The sequence below is a fragment of the Corallococcus exiguus genome, from assembly GCF_009909105.1.
Taxonomy (GTDB): domain Bacteria; phylum Myxococcota; class Myxococcia; order Myxococcales; family Myxococcaceae; genus Corallococcus; species Corallococcus exiguus.
The window spans coordinates 772,717-789,787 of the sequence record NZ_JAAAPK010000002.1; the positions used below are offsets into that span (position 1 = coordinate 772,717).

Here is a 17,071-nt window from a genome sequence, read left to right on the forward strand (position 1 = left end):
ATCTCCGAGGGCGACCTGGAACCCGAGGTCGATGGGAGGGGAGTGTCCCGGCTCAGTTCGTGGTGTTTCACGGCGAGTTGGGGTCGCTTGCCCCGAGCCTCCACTGGGCCGGATGAACGCTCGTCCATCCGGCCAGGGAAGAGGCGGTGGCGGGATTCAGCAATTGAGGATGCAGATCTCGTAACGATTGCGACAGCCTTGCATGCACGTTGTGCTGGTGGGGGAGCACCCATCGATGCAGCTGTTGCGTTGGTTCTGACATTTCTGCGCGCAGGTGACGGCGGCTGCGTGGGTGTCACCCATGCCGGGCGCCTCCTCGGTCTGCACCTCACTGGAAGATGCCGTGTCGAGGGATGGCTCGGATTCCATGGGCCCGCAGCCCGCGGCAAACAGCAGGCTGCCAAGCGCGACCAGCCACTTCGTGCGGTTCATCATGGCGCTACCTCCGTGCGTTGAGTTGATGAGCGCATGCTATCCCAGAACTGGAGTGAATCTCAGGGGAAGGTGGCGGAGTGTGGATGGGCTTGTTTGGAATGGAAACGTCCATTGCCGGTGTTTGAAATGCTTCCGGATGGGCTTGGGCCCGTCCGGCCACTGGCTCAGTAGCCGGTGCCGCCGCAATGATTGTTCATGCCGTCCTCGGTGCCGTATGGGATGCCGTCCTCGCAGATTTGACGACTGGGCGCGTAGACGTCCTGCCAGATCATGCCTCCAGGCGAGGGGACCAGGGTGAAGGCGGAGCCAGCGAAGTTTGACGTCCAGAAGCCCATGACGTCAGGGCTGCCCTGCACGGTATCGAGCAACTCGGAGATCGTCTTGCGCGTGTAACGCATGGAGGGAGCCTTTGAGAGGAGGGGGAGGCGGCGAAAGTCGAGACCCTAGTCTGCGGCGGGGTCCTGGCGCCAGGCGATTGCGCTCTTGGTGAAAGATGTCATTCAGGGCGTTACGGCCAATCATAAACAAGCCACCCAGAAGACCGCGCGCCCATCCGGCCACTCTTCTCTACATCTGGATTGCCGGTTGTCAGCTTGAACTGGCTAGTCGGCTTTTGCTAATCTATGTCTGGTTCGTCGAGCTGCCTGGAGCGCCAGGACCGCGACGCGCCGCGGAATGCCCTCGTCTGGAGAAATCGCCATGCAAATGCTGTCACGAACCCTGGGCGCACTCTCGATGTTCATTGCACTCTTCACGCTCACGGCATGCAATCAGTCCGTCGAGTTCAAGGGGGAGCGTTACAATGACACCATTCGGGGCAATGGCTGGTCAGTTTCCGCGACCTACAGAATCAACTTCCTGACGACGAGTGCGGCTGGAAGCAGTGCGGGGCTGGAGTTGAGCCTCGACGGACTCGGCGAGGCTCCTCCCGGCCTCAAGAGCCCCCAGGTCATCATCGAGGGGCTCAATTCGAGCGGCGGTTCGTTGGGCAAGGCCGGGTTCAAGGTCACCCAAACGAATGCGGGCACGTACGTGCTGGAGGACCCGGAGGCCGTGGATGCGTGGTTGGCCGGTCTCAAGGATCCGGCGTCCCTCCAGGCGCTCCTCGACCTGAGCGACACGGGCTCCCCGTTCGGAATTGCCTTGTACGGCGACGGCGCGCACCTGGGTTCGGCCGTTTTCGGCGCGAAGTGAGAGGGCTTCTCTTCCTCTTGTGTGTAGTGGGTGCCGTGCCCTTTTGGGGCGCGGCACCGCCTCTTGGCGGCCTGTGCTCGCATGACACGGCCCCCCTCTCGCGAATCGCCGTGTTGGGCGCGAGCGTCTCCGCCGGGTTCGGTTGGGATTGGCATGAGGGTCGAGAGAGGACGCTGGCCGACCTCATGGCCCATTCCCTGAAGCCGGGGTCCGTCACCCCGCGCAGTTTCGCCAGCCCCTGGTTCTTCAAGGATCCGTCCGCCGTCGGCGGACGGCTGGTTCACGCGGTGAGCGAGTACAAACCGACGCTGATCATCGCCGTCGACTTCCTCTTCTGGTTCGCCTACGGCGCCGGGCTTGATGAGGCGCAACGCCTGGCGCGACTGGAGCAGGGACTGAAGCTGCTCCAGACACTTCCTGGCCCGCTCCTCGTTGGCGATCTTCCGGACATGTCGTCGGCGGAAGGAAAAGCGCTCGAGCCCGGCATGGCCCCCTCTGCCGAGGTCCTGGCAAAGCTCAACCAACGCATCGCTGAATGGACGCGCCAGCGAGGGGACTCTGTGATTGTCCCGCTCGGTTCATGGACGCAACAGGGGCCGGCGCGACGGATGCTGCAGAAGGACGGACTCCATCCGACGCGTGAGGGTGGGAGGTGGATCGCGACGAAGACGATGGAAGTCCTACGGGACAGCTGCCCCTCCATGGAGAAAGGGAGCTGAGCCACATCCCGCGCTATCCGAGCGTCACTCCGCCCTGACCTTCGCGCCCTCCCAGCGCTGGCCGGAGCTGTAGTTGAGCGGGATCCACCGGTAGCCCTTGCCCTCCGCGCTCAGCCGGCCCAGACCCGGAAAGGGCATGTGCGCCAGGCCGATCAGATCGCCGCGCTTCGCCGCTTCCGTGAACGCCCGCGCCCTCTGTGCCGCGGCCGCGCGCTCATCGACGTCGTAGGCGACCGTCACCGAAGGCTCGCGCAACTGCACCGAGCCGAAGTGCATCAGGTCGCCCCCCAGGAGCAACCGCGCTCCACGGCTCTCCACGACGTAGCCGCTGTGCCCCGGCGTATGTCCCGGGGTGGGGATGGCCCGGATGCCTGGAACGATGGCGTCCCCATCTCCGAACGTCTTCAGCTTCCCCGCGTCCTGGTACGGCCCCACCATCGCCCGCGCCTCCTCGAAGAACTTCGGGTCCACCGCTCCCTTCGCCCGGTCATCGCGACCCAGCCAGAAGCCCACCTCTCGCGCGTGCGCCCGGAGGATGGCGTTGGGGAACGCCCGGCTCGTCTTGGACATGAGCCCACCCGAATGGTCGGAATGGATGTGCGTCAGCAACACCACGTCAATCTGCTCAGGGCGGTAGCCCGCCGCCTGGAGGCTTTGCTGGAGCTGGCCTCCCACGCCAGGACCGAAGAAGCTCCCCACGCCCGTCTCCACGAGCACCAACGTGGTGCCGGTGTTGATGAGGAAGGCGTTGATGGACAACTCGACCGGATCCTCCAGGTGGTCGCGCGAGAGCAGCTCCTTCACCCGCCCTGGCGTCGTGCCCGTCGCCACCTCTCTCACGGTCTGGGGAACAGTGCCGTCGGACAGCGCGGTGACCTCGAAGTCGCCGAGCATCAACCGATGGAACCCGGGGGCCTGGGCCCGGACCTGGGGCGCGGCGGCGTGGACGGCGGACGAAAGCAGGGGAGCACCACTCAGCACCAGCAGGGGGAGGGCGCGAGAGACAGCGAGGAAGGCACCGCGAGCAAGGGGAGTTGTCATGCGCGATGAGATACGCCCCGCCTCCGCTGGGATAAACGGGAGCACTTCGCACACTGCGTTTCACCGCTGAAACAATCCGGAGCGGGAGGTGGAAGATGGACACGTTCACGGCGATGGAAGCCTTCGTCCGCGTGGTGGAGACCGGCACCTTCACCAAGGCGGCGGACGCGCTGGGCCGCCCGAAGGCGGCGGTGACCCGGCTGATCCAACAGCTGGAGGCGCACCTGCGCGTGAAGCTGCTGCACCGCACCACGCGCCGCGTGACGGTCACCCCGGAAGGCATGACCTACTACCAGCAGGCCCTGCGCCTGTTGGGCGAGGTGCGGGAACTCGAAGCCACGCTGTCCCAGTCACGGCGCGGTCCCCGGGGGCGCCTGCGGGTGGAGTCGAGTGGGACGATCTCCCGGCTGCTGCTCATCCCCGCGCTGCCGTCGTTCTACGCGCGCTACCCCCAGATTCACATCGAGCTGGGCGTGAGCGACCGCGTCGTGGACCTTCTCGCGGACAACGTCGACTGCGCCATTCGCGGAGGACCGGTGAAGGACGAATCCCTGGTGGCACGACACCTGGGCGACCTCTGCTATTGGCTGTGCGCATCCCCCCGCTACCTGGAGCGCCACGGCGCGCCCCTCCACCCGCAGGAGCTGGCGGGTCCGGTGCACGCGGTGGTCAGCTACTTCTCGTCGCTGAGCGGCAAGGAGCTTCCCCTCGTCTTCGTTCGCGAGGGCGAGCGGCTGGAGGTCCAGGGTCGAAGCCTGCTCACGCTCAACGAAACCAATGCGTACCTGGCCGCGGGACTCGCCGGCCTGGGCGTCATGTTCGCTCCGCGTTTCGTGTTGGAGCCATACCTCGCGTCAGGAGAGCTGGTGCGGGTGCTGGACGGCTGGCGGCCCGAACCCCGGCCCCTCTTCCTGGTCTACCCGCCTACACGTCAGCTGGGCGCCGGAGCGCGGGTCTTCATCGACTGGTTGACGGAGCTGTTCGCGAGCCGGCCCAACCTGTGGCGCGATGAGGGAGGTGCCTAGGGCGCGCTCATGGGGGCTGAGTAGTGCACCGGCGGTGACTCGCCTGGGAAGGTGGGGATCCGGTCGAGGAACTGCTCGTCCACGAAGCACCAGGCCCAGTTCTCTCCAGGCTCGAACGATTTGATGACCGGGTGGGCGCTGGCGTGGAAGTGCTGGGTCGCGTGGCGTGACGGCGAGTCGTCGCAGCAGCCCACGTGCCCACAGGTCAGGCACATCCGGAGATGGACCCAGTCCCCTCCGTCCTTCAGACACTCCATGCATCCGTGGCTGCTGGGGTGGACGGGAGCTGTCCGGTGATGCTGGGTGTCTTCCAGGTGGGGACATGCCTTCTTCATGGCTCGCGCTCCGTGTTGGGGCCTCCGACCGATGGCCTCATGGTGTCGAACATGGGGATGAGAGGGGGGCTGTCGCAACGCGCGTGGCGGCGGAGGCCAGGCAGGCATGCAGCTGCGCCACCACGGCCGCACCCTCTCCAATCGCTGCTCCCACCCGCTTGACGGAGTCCGAGCGCGCATCGCCGATGGCGAACACTCCGGGCAGGCTCGTCTCGAAACCCAACGGCTCCCGCCCGGCGGCCTCCCAGGCTTCCGCCTGGAGCGGCTCCTCGCCGAGCACCGCGCCCGTGCGCACGAAGCCCTTCGCGTCCAGCGCCACACCGCAGCCCGTGAGCCACTCCGTGGCCGGATCCGCCCCGATGAAGAGGAAGAGGTGACGCACGTCGTCCGCCTCCTCCCGCCCGCTGGGTCGGTGCCGCCAGCGCACGCGCCGCAGGCCGCGCTCGTCCGAGCCCACCAGCTCCACCACCTCCGTCTCCATCACCAGCTCGATGCGAGGGGACGCGGCCAGGCGCTCGACGAGGTAGCTGGACATGCTCGCCGCGAGCTCCCTGCCACGCACGAGCACGCGGACCCGACGCGCGTGGCCCGCGAGGAACACGGCCGCCTGGCCCGCGGAGTTGCCACCGCCGACGAGCATGACCTCCTCGTCGGCGCACATGCGCGCCTCGATGGGGCTGGCCCAGTAGAAGACGCCACGGCCCTCGAACTGGCCGAGGTTCGCGAGCGCGGGACGGCGGTAGCGCGCGCCACTGGCCACCACCACGGTTCGCGTGCGCACCTTGCGCCCGTCGGTCAGCTCCAGCGTGAGCGGCGCGCCAGGGGCGGCACAGCGCAGGGAGGCGACCTCCGCCGGGATGGCCATCTCCACGCCGAACTTCTGCGCCTGCACGTAGGCGCGCGCGGTGAGCGCCTGGCCGGTGATGCCCGTGGGGAACCCCAGATAGTTCTCGATGCGTGCGCTCGCGCCCGCCTGCCCCCCGAAGGCCCGCTGATCCAGGACGAGCACCCGCAGCCCCTCGGAGGCCGCGTACACGGCGGTGGCGAGCCCCGCGGGCCCCGCGCCCACCACGGCGACGTCATAGTGCGTCTCGAAGGCCCCCTCCGGCAGCAGGCCGAGCGCTCGGGCAAGGGTGCTTTCGGAGGGATTCTTCAGGACCGAGCCATCCGGGCACACCACGAGCGGGAGCTCCTCCGCGTGTGGCGAGTAGCGCTCGAGCAGCGAAGCCGCCTCCGCGCCCCGCGCCGGGTCCAGCGCGAGGTACGGGTGGCCATTGCGCGAGAGGAAGCCCTCCAGGCGAACCCTGCCCGCGCCCTCGGGAGGGCCCACCAGGACGGGCCCACCGGCGCCTGTCTCGAGCAGGCCCACGCGGCGCAAGATGAGGGCGCGCATGATGCGCTCGCCGAGGTCCGCCTCCGCCACGAGCAGCGCACGCAGCCGGTGCGGGGGGATGACCAGCGCCTCCACTTCCCCTACCGCGTGAGCGTCGACAAGCGAGGGGCGTCCGGAGAGCTGGGCCACTTCACCGAGGAACTGGCCCGGGCCCTCCTCCACGATGGGAATCGAGTGTCCCAGGCCATCGCGCCGGGAGAGGGCCACTCGGCCCTGGGCGAGCACGAGCATCCCAGGGCTCGGTTGCCCGGCCGCGAAGAGGCACTCCCCATCACGAAAGTGCCGGACCTCACCGAAGCGCTGCATGCGCTCGATGTCCCGGGCGTCCAGGACGGGGAACATCTGGGGACGGCGCGACTCGAGGTTCGGAGGCAAGGGAGGGGGATGCATGACCGTGCTCAATGCATGGGCATGGGACGCGCGGGCGACAGAGCACGGGCAGAGCGCTGCTCCGGCCGCCCGCCTTCCCTCCACGGCACCGCCGTCACCGGGGAAGGGACTCCAGGGCGTGGATGGCCTCGAAGAGGACCCGCTCTCCAGCCTCCCGAAGGTGGACGCGGACGGCCTGGATGCCTTCCCGCGCGCCCGATGAGGCGGTCTACGGCCTGGGCCACTTCGTCGAACGCCACAGCGACGGCAGCACCGCCGTCGGTCACGACGGACGCAACCAGGCCGGCTTCCGCGCCAGGTTCTTGATGCGTCCGCAATCCGGCGACGGCATCGTCTGCTTCAGCAACTCCGGCAGTGGCCTGGCTTTGGACCGCGTCGTCTGCCTGTGGGGCTCCGACGTGGCCAAGGTCGAGCCGGTGACGACCGTGGCGCATATCGACGGACACGCGCAGAGCCCTTCAGCGCTCAAGTCCGAGTAACACGGCGCGCTGTTTCTGGTGTTTCATCTCCCGCACTGTGCCTCACCACTCCGAACCACGAGTCTCCATGATGGCAATCAAGGCCTGCTGGGTCCTCTTCGCCGCCCTCTGTCTGGCCGTGGGCCTCTATCCCGGCAGCTACTTCCTCGCAGCCTCGAACTTCGGACTCCGTGCCTTGAAGAGCAGCGAGCTCCTGACCGACCCCGTCTGGAACGCGGCCTTCTACACGCACATCGCCCTGGGAGGCCTCGCGCTGGCCATCGGCTGGACCCAGTTCGTCGCGAGATTGCGACTCAAGCGCCCAGGCGCACACCGGCTCCTCGGAAAGGTCTACGTCGGGGCGGTCCTGCTGAGCGGGCTCGCCGGCGTCTACGTCGGCTACTTCGCCACGGGTGGCGTCATCTCCGCGTCCGGCTTCGTCAGCCTGGGCATTGTCTGGCTTTATACCACGGCCTCCGCCTATCGGCTCATCAAGAGCCGGCGACTCGAAGAACACCGGCTCATGATGACCTACAGCTATGCCGCCTGTTTCGCGGCAGTCACGCTGAGACTCTGGATGCCCGTCCTGACTCACGCCCTGGGCGACTTCATCTCGGCCTACAGAGTCGTCGCCTGGCTTTGCTGGCTCCCCAACCTCGGCGTGGCATACCTCATCTCGCGCAGACAGCTCCAGGCGCGCGAGCTCGTGCCTTCGTGACGAGACCTCGGTTCCGAGGCTCCTCGCTCCTGTGCCGAGGCCGTCGCGGCCTCCATCCAGGAGGCCAGGAAGCGACCGTGCCGAATTGACGCGCTCAGGATGGAGCGACCAGGTTCTGGGTAGGCACAGGTGACGAGCGCAGACCTATCGGCGAGCGGTAGCGGAGTCTTGGTGCTCAGTGGCTCGCCTTGGGGAAGTGAGGACGCAGAGCGGCGGCAAAGAGGAGGTCGAGTATCCGGTCGGGCAGGATGCGCACCAGGCATAGCAGCGCGGCTTCGCGGCCAACGGTGTAGCGAGTGCGCGGTTTGCGCGCCGTCACTGCCTTGGCGATCACCTTGGCCGCGGCTTCCGCGGGCAGGCCCGACTCGATGGCCGACGCGGTCTGCGCGTTGATGGCTTGCACCAGCCCGCCGTACCGCTGGCTTTGCTCGGGCGTCATGGTCGCGCCGGACACCCGCGAGGACGTGGAACCCCCGCCGGGCCAGTTCGCGCGCCGTGGCCGCGCCGATGCCGGTGGACGCCCCCGTGATGATGGCGAGCCCTTGGATCCCAGAAGTCATGACCGAGTTCCCTTCTTTGAAGAGCGAGGAGCAAAGCGCGCTGCCAGGAGCTGCGTCCGCTGCTCCAGCGTCTCCATCGACGGCTTGTCCGCGAGCAACCCATCGAGCGCGAGGAGGAAGACCTCGGAGCTCGGTTCATCGCCCAAGATGGCAACCACGCACTCGAGCACGACCTTGCGATAGAGCGCCTCGCTCTCGGGATCGATTCGCTCGCACGCATCGAGGAACTCGCTCCCCATGGGCGCCCCGACCATCTCAGCCCAGGGCTCGAGCGCCATCAGACGGCAGACGCTGAGCAAACGCTCATAAGCGCTGCCCGGGCCGTTCGCCGCCTCCTTCGCGGCGGGGTGCCGAGAGATCAGCCAGTCCACGAAGACGGCCCGGTAGATCTCTTCTTTGTCCTTGAAGGTCCGATAGAGCAGCGTGCGCGAGAGGCCGGCTCGTTTGGCGATGTCCTCCAAGGCCGTCTTCGCGAAGCCGAAGTTGAGGAAGCACCAGCGCGCGGCGGTCAGGATCCTCGCGCGGCGGGCGGCTGCCTCGTCGTCTGTCATCGTCGCTGACATTATGACACTTTGACAATCACAGTTCCTATTGTCAAGTTGCTCCAGGTCGCCCCAGAACCTGCCAGTCGCCCACGGCCACCCTGCGCTCCGGTACAGGTTTCGGGGGGCTTCGACGGGTCCCCTATTCGACCGCGTAGCCCCCCAGCTGGCTGCGCGCGAGCAGGTACATCTTCCACATTCCCAGAAGCCGCTCGAAGGTCACCAGGGTGACGTGCTCCTTCTCCAGCGCCTTCTTGAGGATCAACCCCCGCAACCGCGCCGCGAGATCCGGCTGTGCACCGACCTTCGTGGCAAGGTCGCTGTCGGTGACCGTGACGTGATAGCGCACCGTGTGTGAGTCGGTGATGCTGATGCTGGGGGCGCCGGCGGCCTTCGTGACCAGGCCACCGTTGCTCAAGTGCTGGAGCCCCTGGTGCAGACGGCCCGTCTCGCGAAAGAAGAGGTCGGCATCGTCCATGTCCCTCGGCTGGACCAGGGAGCCCCGGCTGTGGGGCGCCCGCAGCATGGGCTCACAGAACCTCCAGTCGTCCCCGGGTGACAGGTTGTGCCGCGCCTTGTTCACGAGGAACATCAACATGTCCTCGGTCTGGATCCGCGCATGGAGGGCCGTCTGTGCGGCTTCCTGGATGAGCACTGCCAGCGGATCCGGGCTGCTGGCGATGCCCACGGCGGCGCTGATCCCCTCGGGATTCCCCATCATGTCCTTGAGCTGCTTGGAGAGCTCGACCTGATTGATGAGGGTACGAGCCGTCTCATGGGACCGCACGAAGAGGGCGTAGGCCCTGGCGGCGGCCTCATAGTGGTACGCGTTGGTCAGCCGCAGCGCCCCCAACATCACCTTGAAGCTGGGGGACTCCCGGGCCGCGCGGTCGATGACGCTCTGCCCCTTGGCGGCATGCGCGCTTTCATGGACGAGGGTCAGCGCCAGGACGTCGGGTGCCATCGCCGTGAAGTCTGGTGCCAGCAACACGCGAAGGTTTTCCGGCGTGGTGCAGGCCTCGCGACCAAAGGTCTTGTTCCACGCGTTGATGCGGAAATAGGTCTGGGGCGCGGCCACCCAGGTTTCGATGACCTTCAGTATACCCCTGACGGATCGCATTCAGTGCGCCCAGCAACGCGTGGTGGACCGGCACACCCCGACGCCAATGACCTCCGTGGGTGCGTCCGAGGAGCCGGAGATTGTCGTCGTCGAGCGGGCCAAGGAAACCATGGCGGTCGTCGGGCGCAGTTCCTGCTCTTCGAACACCTGGCACAGATGGGCACGCTGAAGCACCTGGGCTCACGCAGCGGAAACCTGGAGGCCTACGTGCTCCTGGGCCAGGAGGTCCGGTACATGGAGGAAGCCGGCAACCTCCAGGCGGGGCGCATGGAGGCGTGGCATTCGGACAAACTCCCCGGGCCGCTCCACGGTGCCCGTTCCCCTTGACGGGGGCAGGGACAGGAGGTCTCGGTGCACCCATTCCCGTGACACGTGCCTGCGGACAGACTGCGCGCTTTCGACGCTCGTTCACCCTTCGAGGACGCAGGCCATGTGTGCATTCTGTGATCTGGGGATCTGCCACGACCCGGCGCATCGAAGTGGAGCGCTGATCGGTGAGTGGGTTCGCGACACGTGTCGTTTCTGCTCGCTCGGCATCTGCGCGGAGCACGGTCCCCAGGGGCCGAGCGTGGGTGAGACTCCCGTTCGGCTGTTCGATATCCGGAGGTCCCGCCCGTCCGCGAGCCTCACGCCCGCGCCCTTGTTGGAGGTCCCTCGAGGCCTCTTCGCCATGCCCCGTGCTTCGACCACCGGGCAGGTGCACCTGCATCCCAGTCAGGCCCAGGAGGCGCTGATCATCTCGGGGATCCTCGGCTCTCCGATGGGGACGACGCACGCCATCCCGAAGAACATCCATCGCTTCTGGACCGGCGGACCCATGAGTCCCGCGGTGGTCGACGAGCTGATCTCCGATGGGATCCGGGCGAAGCGGGCGGGCTGGACGTGTCACCTCTGGTATTCCGACGAGGTCGAGCGGGTGCTGGACTCGCACCTCGAAGGGGCGATCGCGAAGACGAAGGGCGTCTTCATCTTCTCCAAGCGCCCTCAAGCGCCCCAGGACAAGCGGCCCCTGCGCGCCACCCAACGGCGCAGGCTGGAGCAGGCGGGCTTTCGGGTCCTCGCCATCGAGCGGCTCGACAGCGGTGGCTGGTTGACGGAGCTGGCGAGCCGGGCCGGCAACTCCGCGCTGGCTGGCATCTGGGATGACGTCAAATACTTCTCGGACCTGGCGCGACTGCTCTATCTCTACTTCGTCGGGGGCATCCACATGGATGTCGACATCTCGCTGGGCGACATGGACCTGACGCAGCAGTATTTCCACAACGACCCGGCAGGACAGGTCCCGCTCATGGGCAGCCTGCTGCGTGACCAGCGCGACGCGTTGATTCCGAAGCTCCGCTACCTCAAGCGGATCCGTCAGCAGAGCGTGCTCACGCAAGAGGAGTACGACGAGTACAGGGAGGCGCTGCGGGCGGCGGTGACCAAGGGCGTGAACGCCGCGGGCATGTTGAACGCGTTGATCGCCTCGCGCGGTGGCACCACCCACCTCAAGGACGCCATCGCCGAGTACCGTCGGCGCACCGACGGCACCGGGGACTTCATCACGGGAATGGGGCTCGCCCCCATCCTGCTCCTCGGAAGCGCAAGGGCGGGCAACCTGGACCAGGCCCTGAAGTGGACCGTCCCGCCGTACCTCGTGCGCCTGGATCCGGACACCGAGGAAAGCAACCTCTGATGGATCAGCGTGAACTCACCCTAGACTCCGCGGATGGACTGGCCGCTTCTGATTGAATTCGTCCGCCAGCGTGCCCCGGAGTTCCTGGCGCAGCTGGAGGGTGTCCCGGATGCCTCCATCCGGGCCCTGACGGCCGACCGCGGCGCGGCGCTGCCCGCCTCCTATGTGGAGTTCTTGCGACGCATGGGCAGCCACAGCGGTGGTTGGGCTCCGTTCGGCGCCACGCTCGACCCCCATTTCGCCGCCATCGTCGAGCGCCTCGACCAAGAAGATGAAGATGCCCCGCCGTCCGACCGCTTCTTTCCCGTGGCCATCGAAACGGACGAATCAATGGTGGCCTTGTATGACTACTACTTCGATCTACAGCGCGTCGAAGGGGACGATGCTCCGCTCGTGATGCTGGAGGCGGGTGTTCCGTATCAATGGCAAACGCCAGTCGAAACCCACGAAACCTTCAACGAGCGGGTCACCTGGAGCCTGTTCCACCGCTTCCAGTTGCGCCTCTGCGCCGAACGCGAGGCGGTGACCCTGGGCGGCACCCTTCGGGCCGGCGAAGGACGCGCCGGGCTGCAGCAGGCACTGGTGCTGTTGCAACGCGCCGGGTTCGAGCCAGCCCTTCCACCGCTGGGCCGGGTCGCCTGCTTGCGAGCGGGAGGCATCAGCGTCCTGGCTCGCGTGAACGAAGACTACGAGCTGCTGACGCTGCTGCTGGGCGGCGACGACCGCTTGTCCTTGAACGCGCTGGCTGATCAGCTGCTCGCGGGCCTGCCTGGTGCGCGGCGTCCATCGGGTCCGCTCGAAGGCTGAGGCAGGCTCCTGCTTCCCATGGGGAGCACACGCAGGGCTCAGCCGGACACCCCCGCCGCCCAAGGCCATCGTGGAGCCGCCGCGCGTGAAGCCGCCGCCCCCCGCGCAGGTAGGATAGGGTTCGACGCGTCGTGCTACCCAGGGTTCTCCTCCCATGACCTTCGCTTCACTTGGCCTGTCGGACGCGCTCGTCCGCGCCGTGGCCGAACTTGGATACGACGAACCCACGCCGGTGCAGCGCGCGGCCATCCCCGTGGTGCTGCGCGGCGGCGACGTCCAGGCTTCGGCGAAGACGGGCTCGGGGAAGACCGCGGCGTTCCTGCTGCCCCTTCTGGAGGCCTTGCGCGCCCGGCCGGGTGGGACGGTCCGGCCGGTGCGGGCCTTCATCCTGGTCCCCACGCGGGAGCTCGCCGCCCAGATCGTCGACTCCCTCCAGCGGTATGGCCGTCACCTGAAGAAGCCGCTGAAGACCTGCCTCGCGGTCGGCGGCGTCTCCGCGAACCCGCAGATGCTGGCGCTCCGGGGCGGCGCGGACGTCGTCGTGGCCACACCGGGCCGCGCGCTGGACCTCGTGGATCAGAACGCGCTCCGGCTGGGGGAGGTGGAGACGCTGGTGCTCGACGAGGCCGACCGGCTGTTTTCCCTGGGCTTCGCTGACGAGCTCAACCGCCTGCTCACGCTCCTGCCCGCGCGCCGCCAGAACCTGCTGTTCTCCGCCACGTTCCCGCCCGCCGTGCGTAGTTTCGCGGAGCGACTGCTGCACGAGCCCACGCGCATCGACGTCGATGACGGCGAGTTGCCCTCCGCGGACCAAATCCTCCAGCGGGCCATCCAGGTGGATGCGCCCCGGCGCACGATGCTCCTTCGGCAGTTGCTGGAAACCCACGCGTGGTCCCACGTCCTCACGTTCGTCGCCAGCCGCTACGCGGCGGACCATGTCGCGCTGAAGCTCAACCGCGCCGGCATCCCCGCGACGTCGCTGCACGGAGATCTCAGTCAGGGGGCCCGCACGCAGGCGCTCGCGGACTTCAAGGCGAAGCGCGTGCGCGTCCTCGTCGCCACCGACGTCGCCGCGCGCGGCCTGGACATCGCGGGCCTGCCCGCGGTCGTGAACTACGACCTGCCGCGTTCGACCGTGGACTACGTGCACCGCATCGGCCGCACGGGGCGTGCGGGCGACCAGGGCGTGGCGATCAGCTTCGTCAGCGCGGACACCGAAGCCCACTTTCGTCTCATCGAGAAGCGCAACAACCTGTCCGTCGCGCGAGAGCAGGTGGCGGGCTTTGAGCCGACGCAGACGGCCGTGTCCGCCGCACCGCCGCTGGATCCGAACGGCGGCGTGAAGGGCCGGCGCAAGAGCAAGAAGGACAAGCTGCGAGAAGCCGCCGCCGCCGTCCCTCCCCCGAAGCGCAAGCCGTAGCGCCCTTCATTTCCGCGAACGCGGCGAATGGGCTGGGGGGGCTTCCGGCCGTCATCTGCTGAAGGCAAAGGCTCTGATGAGGGGGCTTCAGCGACATCCCGCGCTATCCGAGCGCCGCCTTCCCGTCCGGCTTTCGCTGGAACCGGTAGAGCACGAAGCCCACCGCGAGCGCGATGGCCCCGGCGACGAGGTTCTCTCGCTCCGCGCTCAGCGCGAAGACGACGCACAGCGCGGCGGCGGCGAGGGGAATCACGGGCCCGCCCGGGATGCGGAACGCGTTCGGGGGCGCCTGGAGCTTGCGGCGCAGCACGGGCACCGCCAGGGCGGTGCCGAAGTACGTGGCGAGCCGGGCCACCACGGAGAGCGTGGCGAGCACCTCGAACGAGCCGGAGAACGCCAGGGGCAGGGCGATGGCCGTCTGCGTGAGGATGGCGACCGTCGGAGTGCGGTAGCGCGGATGCAGCGTGGCGAGCGCGGCCGGGCCAAAGCCATCCTGGGCCAGCGCGTACAGGTAGCGCGGTCCGGCGAGCACGGTGTTGCTGTTGGTCCCCAGGATGGACAGCACCCCGCCCACCGTCATGAGGAGCCCACCCCAACCCCCGAGGAACCGCTCGGCGGCGTTCGCGAGCGGCGTCTGCGCGTCCGCGACCCCGGGCAACGTGCCCAGCGCCACCCACTGCACCGCCGTGTAGATGAGCGTGACAACGCCTATCTGCACGATGAGCGCGAAGGGCACGTCGCGGCGTGGGTTCTTGAACTCACCCGCCGGAGCCGCCGTGTTCTCGAAGCCGGCGTAGGCGAACAGCAGCAGCAGCACCGCGGACCCCAGGTTGCCTCCATCCCTGGGAGCCACCGATATCGCCAGCGGGACGGACACGGAGAAGAGGCCCACGGCGATGAACACCAGCAGCGGCACCGTCTTGGTGACGGCGAGGAACACCGCGGTGCGAGCGCCGCTCTTCACGCCCACGACGTTGATGGCGGTGAGCGCGAGCAGGGGCACGGCGATGGCCAATCCCTGGCCCAAGCCCGAGTTCGCCGCGGGCCACAGGAAGCCCAGCGCGCGGGAGAAGCCGACGGACAACGAGGCCACGGACGAGACGCGCGCCAGCCACGTCATCCATCCGACCTGGAAGCCCACCCGTTCTCCAAAGGCCTCACGCGTGTAGAGATAGGCGCTGCCGGGCTTGTCGAAGTAGCTGGCCGCCTCCGCGAAGCAGAGCACGAGCAGCAGCACCGCCAGCCCCGCGAGCACAACGGCGCCCGTGCTGGCCGAGCCCAGGTTCGCGGCGGCCGCCGCAGGCAGCAGGTAGACACCACTGCCGATGACGTCGTTGATGGAGAAGCCGACGATTTCCCAGCGCGATACCGCGCGCCGCATGCCTGGCTCAGGAGGAGGCGAATGGGTTCCGGTGGTCATGGAGGGAAGGGGAGGGGAACCCACTGGAGCACAGATACGGCGAATCCGCGAATTCGCGAGAAGCCGTGCTCGTGCTCGTGCTCGTGCCCTGGGCGTGGGTACGGCGCTTGAGCCATGTCGCTTCAGATGGGCATACTGGATGGGCGGCCTCTCGCTCCAGTCGATGCGCTTTGAGGGGCACGCCCGAGAAGGCTCCATGTCAACCCTGCCGCTGATCCGGCTCTATGATTCCGCGAGTCTGGGTCTCATTCTTCTTTGGCCGACCGGAATCCTCTATTCAAACCAAGCTGGAGGATCCTTTTGTCTGCAGCCACAGGCGGAGGGCGCATTCCTTCCGCTCGTGGACGAGTTGGTGGCGCAAGCGGAACTGCTGCACCAGCACTTCACTGGACCCAAGTGGCGGGGCGCATGCGCCAATGGAATCGACGAAGAAACGGCCCAGGAGATCGAGCGAATCCTTGGCCTTTCATTTGTCACGCGGGAGTTGGGCGTTCGAGTCGATCGCGCACGGCTTGGGGAATCCCATGAGGCTTGGGTGTACGTAGAGGTTCCGGCGCAGCCTGAGAACAGGTCGGTCTGCCTTGAGCGCATCCCCGCTTCACAGGGCATACTGACCTGGCCAAATAGCGACTGACGCCCACGTTCACCAGGATGGCGACGATGATTCGCTGCGCATTCATTCAGGAGCTGGGCTCCGGTCGCATGGAGCCAGAGATGCGAGCGCTTCTCGAAGAACTCCGGGAGCGCCAGATTGCCGTCGAAACATTTACCGCGAAGCAGCTCTCCAGGGCCCAGTTACCGTTGGCTCGGGACGTCCTGGTGGCGGGCGACGTACCGACGGTACTGGGAGCGCTGAAACAACTCGGAATCCCTGCACCCGAGACCCACGATTATCCGCCAAGCCTGAGTTCCTTTCTCCACCGGCGTGTCTGGCGGAGCACAGTGAGAGACCTGAAGGCGGCCGTCCTCCACGAAGCAGGCCCTCCGGTTTTCGCCAAACCCACTGGGCGCCGTAAACGGTTCACGGGACACGTCTTCGCGTCAGTGGAGGATCTGCTCTATCTGGAGCGCGCATCGGCGAGCACGGAAATCCTCTGCTCGGAAGTGAGCCGATGGCAGAGCGAGTTTCGTGTCTTCGTCGTGCACGGCACCGTTGTCGGGACTCGTCACTATGGAGGCGACCCTTCCCTTCGAATCGATGAAGGGCAGGTCAACCGGGCCGTCCAACTCCTGGAGGAGGCTGGAGAGGGTACAGCGGGATATGCGGTCGACTTCGGCGTGCTTGAGTCTGGCCAAACCGCCATCGTCGAGTGGAACGATGGTTTTTCGCTGGGCGCCTACGGCTTGGGACAAGGCCCCTATACCGATCTGACGCTGGCCCGCTGGCTGGAGCTTGTACGGCCTGGATGACGTCCAACGCTCGGAGTGCGACACAGGGCCGTCCGCTGAGCCTCCGGAGTGCTGGCGCGGGGCGGGGCGGGGAGCCACGATGGTGAAGGTGCCGCGCATTCCCGCGCGGTGTCCCATTCCGTCAGGAGGCACACCATGGCCGACGCGAAGGTTTCCATCACCTACTGTACTGCTTGAGGCTACCTGCCCCGGGCCGCCCGTGCGGCGGCAGCACTGAAGGACGAACTGGAAGTGGATGCGGAGCTGAAGAAGGGCGGGTCGGGGGTTTTTGAAGTGGCGGTGGAGGGGAAGGTCGTCATCAAGAAGACCGGCCTGGCGTTCCCCACCGAGCAGGAGGTGGTGGACGCGGTGTTCCGCGCCCTGAAGCCTTGACGTCGATGGCTTCGCCGCCCGTTCCTGGGAGAGCGGG

The 17,071-nt window shown here is 67.2% G+C and carries 22 protein-coding genes and 1 pseudogene; 13 read left to right on the plus strand and 10 right to left on the minus strand.

Going from position 1 to position 17,071, the window contains the following annotated elements; genetic code table 11:
* Positions 1–156: 156 nt before the first annotated feature.
* Positions 157–435: a hypothetical protein gene (locus tag GTZ93_RS09510; protein ID WP_139919916.1), complete on the minus strand. Its 279-nt coding sequence runs from the start codon at positions 433–435 to the stop codon at positions 157–159.
* A 164-nt stretch (positions 436–599) separates the two neighbouring features.
* A complete protein-coding gene (locus tag GTZ93_RS09515) occupies positions 600–833 on the minus strand; it encodes a hypothetical protein (protein WP_139919915.1) in 234 nt (77 codons plus the stop codon).
* A 277-nt stretch (positions 834–1,110) separates the two neighbouring features.
* On the opposite strand from GTZ93_RS09515, the gene GTZ93_RS09520 reads away from it, so the two are divergent.
* On the plus strand, positions 1,111–1,629 hold the full coding sequence (locus GTZ93_RS09520) for a hypothetical protein (RefSeq protein WP_161662748.1): 519 nt from the start codon (positions 1,111–1,113) through the stop codon (positions 1,627–1,629).
* Positions 1,630–1,814: 185 nt separating this feature from the next.
* Positions 1,815–2,348 (plus strand): SGNH/GDSL hydrolase family protein, encoded by a 534-nt coding sequence (locus GTZ93_RS09525; RefSeq protein WP_139919913.1) that lies wholly within the window; start codon positions 1,815–1,817, stop codon positions 2,346–2,348.
* Positions 2,349–2,372: 24 nt separating this feature from the next.
* Here GTZ93_RS09525 and GTZ93_RS09530 read toward each other — a convergent pair whose 3' ends face one another.
* Entirely contained in the window at positions 2,373–3,389 is a 1,017-nt protein-coding gene (locus GTZ93_RS09530) for an MBL fold metallo-hydrolase (RefSeq protein WP_167547952.1), read from the minus strand.
* A 95-nt stretch (positions 3,390–3,484) separates the two neighbouring features.
* Between GTZ93_RS09530 and GTZ93_RS09535 the strand changes: the two genes are divergently transcribed.
* Complete coding sequence (locus GTZ93_RS09535; protein ID WP_121755786.1) at positions 3,485–4,414, plus strand: LysR family transcriptional regulator; 930 nt, start codon at positions 3,485–3,487, stop codon at positions 4,412–4,414.
* On the opposite strand, the gene GTZ93_RS09540 is transcribed toward GTZ93_RS09535, so the two are convergent.
* Both GTZ93_RS09540 and GTZ93_RS09545 read right to left on the minus strand, forming a co-directional pair.
* On the minus strand, positions 4,411–4,749 hold the full coding sequence (locus tag GTZ93_RS09540; protein ID WP_139919912.1) for a UBP-type zinc finger domain-containing protein: 339 nt from the start codon (positions 4,747–4,749) through the stop codon (positions 4,411–4,413). The two genes, GTZ93_RS09535 and GTZ93_RS09540, sit on opposite strands and share 4 nt — an antisense overlap.
* A 37-nt stretch (positions 4,750–4,786) precedes the next feature.
* Entirely contained in the window at positions 4,787–6,532 is a 1,746-nt protein-coding gene (locus tag GTZ93_RS09545; protein WP_139919911.1) for an FAD-dependent oxidoreductase, read from the minus strand.
* Between GTZ93_RS09545 and GTZ93_RS09550 the strand changes: the two genes are divergently transcribed.
* From GTZ93_RS09550 to GTZ93_RS09560, 3 genes are all read left to right on the plus strand, one after another.
* Positions 6,531–6,734, plus strand: coding sequence for a hypothetical protein (locus tag GTZ93_RS09550; RefSeq protein ID WP_139919910.1), 204 nt, complete (start codon positions 6,531–6,533; stop codon positions 6,732–6,734). The two genes, GTZ93_RS09545 and GTZ93_RS09550, sit on opposite strands and share 2 nt — an antisense overlap.
* Positions 6,712–7,011, plus strand: a complete 300-nt coding sequence (locus tag GTZ93_RS09555) for a hypothetical protein (protein WP_257979318.1) — start codon at positions 6,712–6,714, stop codon at positions 7,009–7,011. The genes GTZ93_RS09550 and GTZ93_RS09555 overlap by 23 nt, the downstream gene beginning before the upstream one ends.
* A gap of 67 nt (positions 7,012–7,078) precedes the next feature.
* Complete coding sequence (locus GTZ93_RS09560; RefSeq protein ID WP_257979317.1) at positions 7,079–7,708, plus strand: DUF2306 domain-containing protein; 630 nt, start codon at positions 7,079–7,081, stop codon at positions 7,706–7,708.
* A 175-nt stretch (positions 7,709–7,883) separates the two neighbouring features.
* Here the strand turns inward: GTZ93_RS09560 and GTZ93_RS42690 are convergent, their stop codons facing one another.
* From GTZ93_RS42690 to GTZ93_RS09575, 4 genes and pseudogenes are all read right to left on the minus strand, one after another.
* A complete protein-coding gene (locus GTZ93_RS42690) occupies positions 7,884–8,147 on the minus strand; it encodes a hypothetical protein (RefSeq protein ID WP_257979320.1) in 264 nt (87 codons plus the stop codon).
* A gap of 34 nt (positions 8,148–8,181) precedes the next feature.
* Positions 8,182–8,268: pseudogene (locus GTZ93_RS42695) on the minus strand (oxidoreductase); the annotation flags it as partial.
* Complete coding sequence (locus GTZ93_RS09570; protein ID WP_139919908.1) at positions 8,265–8,819, minus strand: TetR/AcrR family transcriptional regulator; 555 nt, start codon at positions 8,817–8,819, stop codon at positions 8,265–8,267. The pseudogene GTZ93_RS42695 and the gene GTZ93_RS09570, both read right to left, overlap by 4 nt.
* Positions 8,820–8,952: 133 nt before the next feature.
* Positions 8,953–9,930 carry a hypothetical protein gene (locus GTZ93_RS09575; RefSeq protein WP_139919907.1) on the minus strand — a complete coding sequence of 326 codons (978 nt, stop codon included), beginning with the start codon at positions 9,928–9,930 and terminating at the stop codon, positions 8,953–8,955.
* Between the two features lie 156 nt (positions 9,931–10,086).
* Between GTZ93_RS09575 and GTZ93_RS09580 the strand changes: the two genes are divergently transcribed.
* The 4 genes from GTZ93_RS09580 to GTZ93_RS09595 all read left to right on the plus strand — a co-directional run bounded on the left by GTZ93_RS09580 (position 10,087) and on the right by GTZ93_RS09595 (position 13,832).
* Positions 10,087–10,257: a hypothetical protein gene (locus tag GTZ93_RS09580; protein ID WP_161662749.1), complete on the plus strand. Its 171-nt coding sequence runs from the start codon at positions 10,087–10,089 to the stop codon at positions 10,255–10,257.
* A 343-nt stretch (positions 10,258–10,600) separates the two neighbouring features.
* On the plus strand, positions 10,601–11,605 hold the full coding sequence (locus GTZ93_RS09585; RefSeq protein ID WP_139919906.1) for a hypothetical protein: 1,005 nt from the start codon (positions 10,601–10,603) through the stop codon (positions 11,603–11,605).
* A gap of 33 nt (positions 11,606–11,638) precedes the next feature.
* Complete coding sequence (locus GTZ93_RS09590; RefSeq protein WP_139919905.1) at positions 11,639–12,412, plus strand: SMI1/KNR4 family protein; 774 nt, start codon at positions 11,639–11,641, stop codon at positions 12,410–12,412.
* A 154-nt stretch (positions 12,413–12,566) separates the two neighbouring features.
* Entirely contained in the window at positions 12,567–13,832 is a 1,266-nt protein-coding gene (locus GTZ93_RS09595) for a DEAD/DEAH box helicase (RefSeq protein ID WP_139919904.1), read from the plus strand.
* 103 nt (positions 13,833–13,935) lie between these two features.
* Here GTZ93_RS09595 and GTZ93_RS09600 read toward each other — a convergent pair whose 3' ends face one another.
* Positions 13,936–15,213, minus strand: coding sequence for an APC family permease (locus tag GTZ93_RS09600; RefSeq protein WP_161662750.1), 1,278 nt, complete (start codon positions 15,211–15,213; stop codon positions 13,936–13,938).
* Between the two features lie 235 nt (positions 15,214–15,448).
* Between GTZ93_RS09600 and GTZ93_RS09605 the strand changes: the two genes are divergently transcribed.
* The 3 genes from GTZ93_RS09605 (at position 15,449) to GTZ93_RS42700 (ending at position 17,034) form a co-directional block, all read left to right on the plus strand.
* On the plus strand, positions 15,449–15,886 hold the full coding sequence (locus GTZ93_RS09605; RefSeq protein ID WP_139918326.1) for a DUF6210 family protein: 438 nt from the start codon (positions 15,449–15,451) through the stop codon (positions 15,884–15,886).
* 26 nt (positions 15,887–15,912) lie between these two features.
* On the plus strand, positions 15,913–16,662 hold the full coding sequence (locus tag GTZ93_RS09610) for an ATP-grasp domain-containing protein (protein ID WP_139918328.1): 750 nt from the start codon (positions 15,913–15,915) through the stop codon (positions 16,660–16,662).
* A 135-nt stretch (positions 16,663–16,797) separates the two neighbouring features.
* Positions 16,798–17,034, plus strand: a complete 237-nt coding sequence (locus GTZ93_RS42700; protein ID WP_257979164.1) for an Rdx family protein — start codon at positions 16,798–16,800, stop codon at positions 17,032–17,034.
* Positions 17,035–17,071: the final 37 nt, after the last annotated feature.